At 56.6% G+C, this 7,922-nt stretch carries 8 protein-coding genes; 2 read left to right on the top strand and 6 right to left on the bottom strand.

Going from position 1 to position 7,922, the window contains the following annotated elements:
* The first annotated feature begins 302 nt into the window (after positions 1-302).
* Positions 303-1,079: a BPL-N domain-containing protein gene (locus tag CW267_RS29140; protein WP_022065834.1), complete on the top strand. Its 777-nt coding sequence runs from the start codon at positions 303-305 to the stop codon at positions 1,077-1,079.
* A gap of 26 nt (positions 1,080-1,105) precedes the next feature.
* Here the strand turns inward: CW267_RS29140 and CW267_RS29135 are convergent, their stop codons facing one another.
* A complete protein-coding gene (locus CW267_RS29135; protein WP_100781353.1) occupies positions 1,106-1,693 on the bottom strand; it encodes a TetR/AcrR family transcriptional regulator in 588 nt (195 codons plus the stop codon).
* 386 nt (positions 1,694-2,079) lie between these two features.
* On the bottom strand, positions 2,080-3,288 hold the full coding sequence (locus tag CW267_RS29125; RefSeq protein WP_023322391.1) for a pyridoxal phosphate-dependent aminotransferase: 1,209 nt from the start codon (positions 3,286-3,288) through the stop codon (positions 2,080-2,082).
* 68 nt (positions 3,289-3,356) lie between these two features.
* Here CW267_RS29125 and CW267_RS29120 point away from each other — a divergent pair, with 68 nt between their 5' ends.
* Complete coding sequence (locus tag CW267_RS29120) at positions 3,357-4,454, top strand: glutamine amidotransferase-related protein (protein ID WP_032735292.1); 1,098 nt, start codon at positions 3,357-3,359, stop codon at positions 4,452-4,454.
* Here the strand turns inward: CW267_RS29120 and CW267_RS29115 are convergent.
* The 4 genes from CW267_RS29115 to CW267_RS29100 form a co-directional block, all read right to left on the bottom strand.
* On the bottom strand, positions 4,438-5,361 hold the full coding sequence (locus CW267_RS29115) for a dihydrodipicolinate synthase family protein (RefSeq protein WP_023297410.1): 924 nt from the start codon (positions 5,359-5,361) through the stop codon (positions 4,438-4,440). The two genes, CW267_RS29120 and CW267_RS29115, sit on opposite strands and share 17 nt — an antisense overlap.
* A gap of 10 nt (positions 5,362-5,371) precedes the next feature.
* On the bottom strand, positions 5,372-6,541 hold the full coding sequence (locus tag CW267_RS29110) for a M24 family metallopeptidase (protein ID WP_016160709.1): 1,170 nt from the start codon (positions 6,539-6,541) through the stop codon (positions 5,372-5,374).
* On the bottom strand, positions 6,528-7,628 hold the full coding sequence (locus CW267_RS29105) for a mandelate racemase/muconate lactonizing enzyme family protein (protein ID WP_023297412.1): 1,101 nt from the start codon (positions 7,626-7,628) through the stop codon (positions 6,528-6,530). Before CW267_RS29105 ends, CW267_RS29110 begins: the two co-directional genes overlap by 14 nt.
* Positions 7,625-7,922, bottom strand: a 298-nt coding sequence (locus CW267_RS29100; RefSeq protein WP_133124765.1) for a M20/M25/M40 family metallo-hydrolase, incomplete at its 5' end; no start/stop codon positions are given. The genes CW267_RS29105 and CW267_RS29100, both read right to left, overlap by 4 nt.

The following is a 7,922-nucleotide window of genomic DNA, read 5'->3' as shown; positions in this document are numbered from 1 at the left end:
GTAAGACGACCGCTGTATTACATGGAGCATGATCGACTCTTTTTTCACCCTCTCTTCAGTATTTAATATTATTGAGAAAGCGAAGGGTATGAGGATGTTTCATTGGAGGATGTTTATAAAATATTGTCACCTTTATCTTTCAGTGTGGAAAGACATTATTTATTTTAACTTAAATGGCTTGACAAATTTGATGGCAAGGATAGATTTGAGCAACTGCTCTAATTTATATTTATCATCTGCGGGATCCGAAAGTGATACGCTGTGATTAACCATGACACTACATAACCAGGGGATCTACTGACATGAAAATTTTTTTCCAGGGCACCAGACTTAAAAAAGCAAAAATACTAACGGTTGCCTTTTCTTTCGCCTTTTTCACCGCATCGGTGCTGGCAAAGCCCTCGCAATCAGAGAGTTATAATGTCGCCGTTTATCGCGGGGAGGCCGGGTGCCCAGGCTGTTCTGAAATGGTGGTAAAATCGCTGGTCGCGACAGGCCTGCCTCTGCACATCTCTTATGTTGGCGAAAAAGAAAAGCTGAAATTAAATGCACAAACACTGAAAAAATTCGATCTCTATATTCAACCTGGCGGCGGTCAGGATATACCCGGCTCTTATCAAGCCCTGGGTGATGAAGGGGCAGAGGCTATCCGCAATTTTGTGAAAAGTGGCAAATCCTTTCTTGGTCTTTGTATGGGAGCCTATCTTGCCGACAAAGACTGGATAGGGCTTATTGATGCGCCTTTAGAATCAGAGGTGGGGAGACCCGGTTCGCAGGCCGTTGATGAAGGCGATTATACCCTGCAACTGACATGGAATAATAAACAAGAGCCTTTTTACTACCAGGATGGGCCTTATCTCAACAGTAGTATCTCAAGTACTGGATTCCAGCCGATCGCTTACTACAAGAATGGAGATATCGCCATTGGTAAGTACCGGTATGGTAAGGGAAACATCATCCTGTCAGGTCCGCATCCTGAAGCCGATGAGACCTGGATAGACAGCGCTGCGCCAGGGAATACGACGGCAGAAAGTAAAATGCAGCGTATTTTAAGTTATCTCAATATAAAAAAGGGTTAACTGATACGCTACCTTGCTTCACCCACTCAGAAATCTTTTTTAAGTATTTTAAAGGCAAGCTCAGATATTTCATTAAGAAAAATGCTGCGTCTGTCTTCTGAATAATCGAGGATCAGCAAGCTGGAATACCCATCAATTAATGTGTTTATTTGTCTGGCTGAGGTAGCGGCGTTTTCCACAAGGAACTCGCCTTCCTGCATCCCTACGCTAATGATGCCTTCAAGAATAGTGATCCATTGCAGGGAGTGATCGTGCACTAATTTAGCATAATCCGCATCGCGTGCTGCCATTGGCCATAGTTCAAGGTAGAGCAGCCAGTGTGCCGAAGGTGCATCGGGTAACAGCGTTCTGATATAGAGGTTTACTCTTTCACTAGCGCTCATTTTTTCTGACGCGTTTAAAAACGCATGACATTCTTGTATGTCATTTTCAAACATATACTGAATAGTGGATTTCTTGAGCGTTTCCCAGTCTCGATAATAGTGATAGATATGACTTCTGGAAATATTCATTTTCTGCGTCAAATCACGGGTTGAGACATTGCTAAACCCTTTTTCTCTGAACAGTTGTAGCGCAGCTATTTTTATCAACTCAGAAAAATTGGCCGTTTTCAATATTTCAACCTTAATCACTATCCATTAAAGCGCGAACTATATCATAATTTCTGAAACCTTGCACGTGTTCAACATTCGGGGATAGCTGTTAGCATTGTGTTTTTTATAGCATTAACAAAATAACGAAAATCTATTTTGTGGGTCTGGTATAAATTCAGCTGCAGGGAGGTTGCTTTATTATTAGCTATGCGCAGGATGCTATTCCTGCCGCGTGCGGTGGTGGCCGCAACGGTGGAGTGGAAAACCGGGAAAGAGAACGTCGCTATTACCCGGTGAGCTATCATGATGACAACGTGCTTATCGGCAAGGTAGGCGATAAGCACGGCATTTTTCAGACCGAGCGTGGTTTGCCGCCGCGTGGGTAGCCGCTGCGCCACCACACGCTTTTAACGCAATTGCGCGCAGGCGCCCGCTATCCGCTGGCAGGCTTGGGTTAGCAGGCCATCTTCTATCGCATACGCAATACGCAAATACCCCGGCATTCCAAACGCGGAGCCGTGTAAAACGGCCACCTGGGTTTGTTCTAATAGCCAGTTCGCCAGCGCGCTGTCGTTGCGAAGGATTTCGCCGCCAGGGGTCATCCGGCCCATGAGCGCCTGGCAGTTAGCAAACACATAGAATGCCCCCTGGGGAGCGGTGGCGCTCAGGCCATCGGTGGCGGCAATCATTCCCAGCACCTGCTGGCGGCGTTTATCTAACACGTTGAGCCAGCCGTCGAAGAAATTGGCTGAGTGGTTAAGCGCTGCGACCGCCGCAGCCTGCGAAATACTGCTGGGGTTGGAGGTGCTTTGTGATTGCAGGATCTGCATGGCGGCAATCAGCCATTGCGGCCCTCCCGCATAGCCCAGACGCCAGCCGGTCATGGCGTGGCTTTTGGACACACCGTTTACCGTCAGGGTACGTGAAACCATCTGCGGGGCGGCCTGGGCAAAAGTGGTAAAAGGGATATTGTCATAGCGCAGCGGCTCGTAAATATCGTCGGCCATCACCAGCACCTGTGGGTAATCCGCCAGCACCGCAGCCAGGGCACGCAGTTCCTGCTCGCTGTAAATCGCCCCCGTCGGGTTGCCCGGCGAGTTGAGGATCAGCCAGCGCGTTGATGGGGTAAGGGCGGCGGCCAGTTGTTCCGGCGTCAGCTTCCAGCCGTTTTGTTCATCACAGGGCACAATCACCGGTTCGCCATCGGCCAGAGAGACCATATCCGGATACGAGACCCAGTAGGGGGCGGGAATGATGACCTGCTGCCCGGCGTCGAGGGTGGCCAGAAAAGCATTGAAAATAAGCTGCTTGGCGCCACTGCCTGCGATGATCTCTTGCGGACGGTAATGCAACTGATTGTCGCGAGCGAACTTGGCGGCAATGGCCTCCTTTAACGCGGCGGTGCCGGAAACGGCGGTATACTTAGTCTGATGATGCACGATCGCTTCAATGCCCGCATAGCTGATATGGGCCGGGGTAGCAAAATCCAGTTCTCCTTCGCCCAGGTTGATAACCGGCTTGCCTGCGGCTTCCAGTGCCCGTACCTGGTCAGAAATGACCGCTGTCGGTGAAGGGCGTACAGATTGCATACGACGGGCGATTTGACTGTTATTCATAAATCCTCTTTTGTATCTAATGATTCAATTAATACAATTGGGTCCCCAACCTCAGCAGGAAACTCGCCGTGTCACCGATCTTTATTCTCGATAACACCTCTGCGCCCGCTCGCTACGGTATTACCGCCAGCCTGTGGGCTAATCGTCTTGGACTGCCTCTCTGGAGCCTTCGCCCCGACTTCGCCGGCGATGTTCCCGACAGCCATCAGCACGTCATTCGTGCCGGGTACTGCGTGACCAGCGGCCTCTGGCGCAGCGATACGCTGCGTGAAGAGGTGCGCGATATCGCCAGCCTGCCTGAGTCAGATGCTGTCATTGTGCTGGCGTCCTCGCAGGCAGCGCTTATCGCCGACCTGCCGGGCCAACGGCTGTTCAGCGATGACCGCAACCAGCGCCTGACGCTCAGCGACGGGCAACATACGGTGTTAGACCTCACCGCCGATCGCTATGGTCGCTGGGATGCCGGGGAGCCATCCTCTGCCGGGACGCCCTTGCGCATCGCACTGATTGGCCGTGAGTCAGACCACCGTCTGGTCTACCCCGCCACGCTTGGCTCACTGGGTGATGCCGCGGCGTCGCTGGGGCTGAACCTGGAGGTCCATTTCTTCGCGCCGGTCAGTCTGTCCCCTGGGTTACACGACCTCCACGACGTCCAGGGCGTCGTGTTGCCAGGCGGTTCCTCGATGGCCGCCGTCAAGGGACAAATCCGCGTGGCGGAAGATACGCTTGCCCGCGGACAGCCCACGCTGGGGTTATGCCTGGGAATGCAGAGCATGATGACCGCAGTCGTGCGCCGACGTCCGGGTTGCGAATCAGCCATTCCCGCCGAAGTGGCTCCGGATGAGGCTCTGCACAGCTTTGTTCCCTTTGTTGATGGCCGTCATCGCTGCGGCGTATTCCCTTTTTCCTTCGGGTTGATCCCCGGTGATATCCGCGAAATGCACTACAACCATCGCTACTGCTTTAACACCGACTTATTACCGGCGCTGGATCGCAGCGGGGTCAGCGTCAGTGCGCAAACGGACGATATCGTGGAGGCCATCTCCCAGCCGGAACTGCCGTTCTGGCATGGTGTGCAGGGGCACCCGGAACTGATGTCCCGCCCGGATGCGCCCCATCCGCTGTTCGTCGCCTTTTTACGGGTGGCGCTTAACGCGCCAGCGTAACGCCGCTACGGCTGTCGCTGGCAAGCGCCGACATGACGTGAGTCAGCTCCGCCAGCGCCGCGTCGTCGATCGGTTTTAACGGTGCGCGTACGGTGCCGCCGTTAAAACCGCGCAGCGCCATCGCCGCTTTCACCAGCTGCGGCTGACCATGTTTGCGCGCCAGCGCGCGATACGCGTACCACAGCTGATGCAGATCGCGGGCCGTGGCGGCATCGCCCTGTTCCACGGCCCGGAAGGTATTGATAATCAGCTCCGGCAGCGCGCCGCTGTTGGTGGTGCTGATGCCGTCAAACCCGGCCATCATTGGCCCGAGGAAGGCCAGATCGGAAGCACAGAACAGGCGCAGACGCCCACGCAGGCGGTTGGCAATCTGGTCGATGGCGGTGGGGTTGAGATCGCCCTGTTTGATGCCGACCACGTTGGGGATCTCTGCCAGTTGTTCCAGCAGCGCCGGGGAGAGGGTGATGCCGATGCCCGGCGCGTTGTACACCAGGATGCCGGTTTTGGATAAGGGAGCCATCTCTTTGAAGTAGCTGACGATCTGTTGGTCAGTGATTTCGCTAACAAAGGGCGCGGTCACCATCGGCAGGCCGCCCAGCTCGCTTGCCAGCAGCGTCAGCTCGCGGGCATCGCGCGGGTCGGCGCTGGCGCTGCACAGCATGACCGCCACGCGGTCATCCACACAGGCCATGACTTGATGAAACAGCTCACGGCGTTCTTCGACGGTCATCACCGGGAATTCACCGTAGGTGCCGCCAATCAGCAGACCGTCATAACCCAGACCAATCACGCGTTCAATATTTTCACGTAACGCCGGAAAGTCGATCGCGCCGCTGGCGGTGAACGGGGTGACGGTGATGTTGAAAATACCGCGCAGGCGTTCACGGCATTCATTGATATCTTTCATTTTTCTTTCCTTACAGCAGTGTGAGAGGGCGAGCCAGGGAACCCAGCTGACGATATCCGGTTTCGGTCACCACCACGGTTTCACTGACGCCGACGGTAAATTGACCGTAGATCCGCAGAGCCGGTGGAATGTGGAAGGTCATTCCTGGCTGCAGCTCAGTGGTGACGCCACGATACAGACTGAGAATGCCGCCTTCGCCCCAGTCCGGCGCAAAGGCGATACCGATGGAGTAACCGGTGCGTTTTTTGAAGTTTTCGGTGAACCCGGCGCGATCAATCACCTTCTGGCAGGCCAGGTGCGGCGCTTCGCAGGTGGCGCCTGGACGAATGGCATCAAGAGAGGCCTGCAGGGCTTCCTGACACACTTTTTCCATTTCGATGGCGATAGCGGGCGGCCGCCCCAGCCAGGCGGAGCGCATCATCGCGGCGTGGTAGCGGTCGTGAGCCGCTGACATTTCCAGAAATACCGGGTCGTTATCCTGCATCACCCGACGACGCCATGTGCCATGCGGCACGCCGCTGCGTGGGCCGGTCGAGACCAGCGGTTCCATGCCGACATACTCGGAACCGGCGGCAATGGCGGCCCCCATCATCGCCGAGACCAGCGCGTTTTCGTCTGCGCCGCTGCGAATCGCCGCCATGCCCGCGCGCATGCCCGCGTCCACATAGCGCGCTGCGATGGCGATTTTTTCCACCTCCGCCGCCGATTTCACGGCGCGCAGCGGCTCGATGACGCCCGCGGTATCGGCAATGGTGCCGAGCCTGGCCTGCAGGGCTTCATACACGGCAACCGGCAGGAACCAACCGCGTTTGTCCAGCCCAATCCGTTTGTGGAGCCAGCCGCGCTGTTGCAGCATGCCCACCAGGAAATCCACCGGGTTATCGCCATCCTGGTAGATGGCGGCGTCAGAAATAAAGGTGTTGGCGATAAAGTTAAAGTATTCGAGCTGGCGAATCACAAACACCGGATCCCCTTCTACCGGCAGCAACAGCGCCTGGAAGGTGTAATAGCCCGGTGTTTGCTGACCGGTGAGCCAGAAAATGTTTTCCGGGCCGGTAACGATCATGACGTCCACGCCCGCGCGGCTTAAGCGTTCGCGGGTGCGTCGAATGCGTTGCGCATATTCATCAGCGCTAAAGGCGGACTCACTGCCCTGAATCACATTGTTAACATCTTGCATGAGTAAACTCCTGGAGTAAGTGGGCCTGCGCGGCATTAAACTGCACGCCCAGACCGGGTGAGTCATTGACGGTGACCAGGCCATTGCGGTATTCCAGCCCGCTGACGGGATCATCCGTTAAGCCATCGGCGCCATACAGCTCGGCAAATGCCGGTTGCACGACACGACACAGCTGGAGCGCGGCGGCGGTGGCAGCATGGCCTTCATTCATCTGGCCAATCATGAATGGCACGTCGGCGAGTCGCAGCCGGTTGGCGGCGGCCAGCGTCGGCGCAAGGCCACCCAGTTTCACCAGTTTGAGATGCCCCCACAGCGCACCTTTGGCGGCGATCAGCCGGGTGATGGCGGCATCACTGTTGAGGCTTTCGTCGAGCATGATCGGGATGCCGTAGGCGTACAGCTCCGCAAGCTGGCTGTCGTTTGCCGGGCTTAACGGCTGTTCGATGTAGCTGAGCTTCAGCTCGCGCAGAGACGGGAATGCCGCGTGAGCCTGCGCCAGAGACCACTGGCCGTTCACGTCAATCGCCAGCGAAATCTGCTGGCCGAACCGCTGGCGCAGCCGTTGCAGACGGGCCAGGTCGGTAGCGAAATCCGCCACGCCTGTGCGCAACTTCAGCTGGGTGAAACCGCGAACGACATAGCGTTGCGCCTGCTCCAGCATCTGTCTCTCGCTGCCCCAGAACAGGGTCTGGTTGGTGTGCCACGCAGGCAGGCCATCCCGCGCCCCCAGCCAGGCGGCAACGCTTACCCCTTGCTGACGCGCCAGCAGGTCGTGCAAGGCCATATCCAGCACCATGCGCGATGGCGGCAGGAGCGTGCAGTCTTCGTCATCTAGCGCGGCGAGTCGCGCGGCGGGCGCCTGGCGCCAGTCCCAGCGGCGAAGTATCTGAAGCAGGTTGTTCAGCACCTGCTCTTCGCGGTAGCCATGCAGGTAGCGAATGTTGAGCCGCACTTCGCCAATCCCGGTCACCCCCTGGTCTTCCAGACGCAGCCAGAGCGTGTCGAGCGCCGTCACCGGACCAGAGGCAGCGGTATGCAGCGTCACATCGGCGTAATGCAGATCTCCCCGAAAGAGCTGCGCTTTCATAAACCGGGCTCCGGCGGCAGCATGGCGAGCGCAATATCGAGATAGAGGTAGGCCGCGGCGATAAATTCATCGACAGGGACAAATTCATCGGGTTTGTGAGCCACGGCCAGCGAACCGGGGCCAATCACGACGCCTTTTGCGCCCAGCGAACGGAAATGCACCAGGTCACATCCCCCCTGAAAACCAAACGGGCCGGGTTCGCTCTGCCCATGACGGCGACAGGCAGCAAGGCTTTGCTCGACAATGGCTTCGCGGCTGTCGGTTTGCGTCGCGCCGCCGGTAGTGGGCTGCCAG

Origin of the sequence: Klebsiella sp. X1-16S-Nf21, from assembly GCF_002837615.1 — a bacterium.
Lineage (GTDB): Bacteria > Pseudomonadota > Gammaproteobacteria > Enterobacterales > Enterobacteriaceae > Klebsiella > Klebsiella variicola.
Note: the sequence above shows the minus strand (reverse complement) of the source record. Positions and strands in the feature narration are given on the sequence as shown.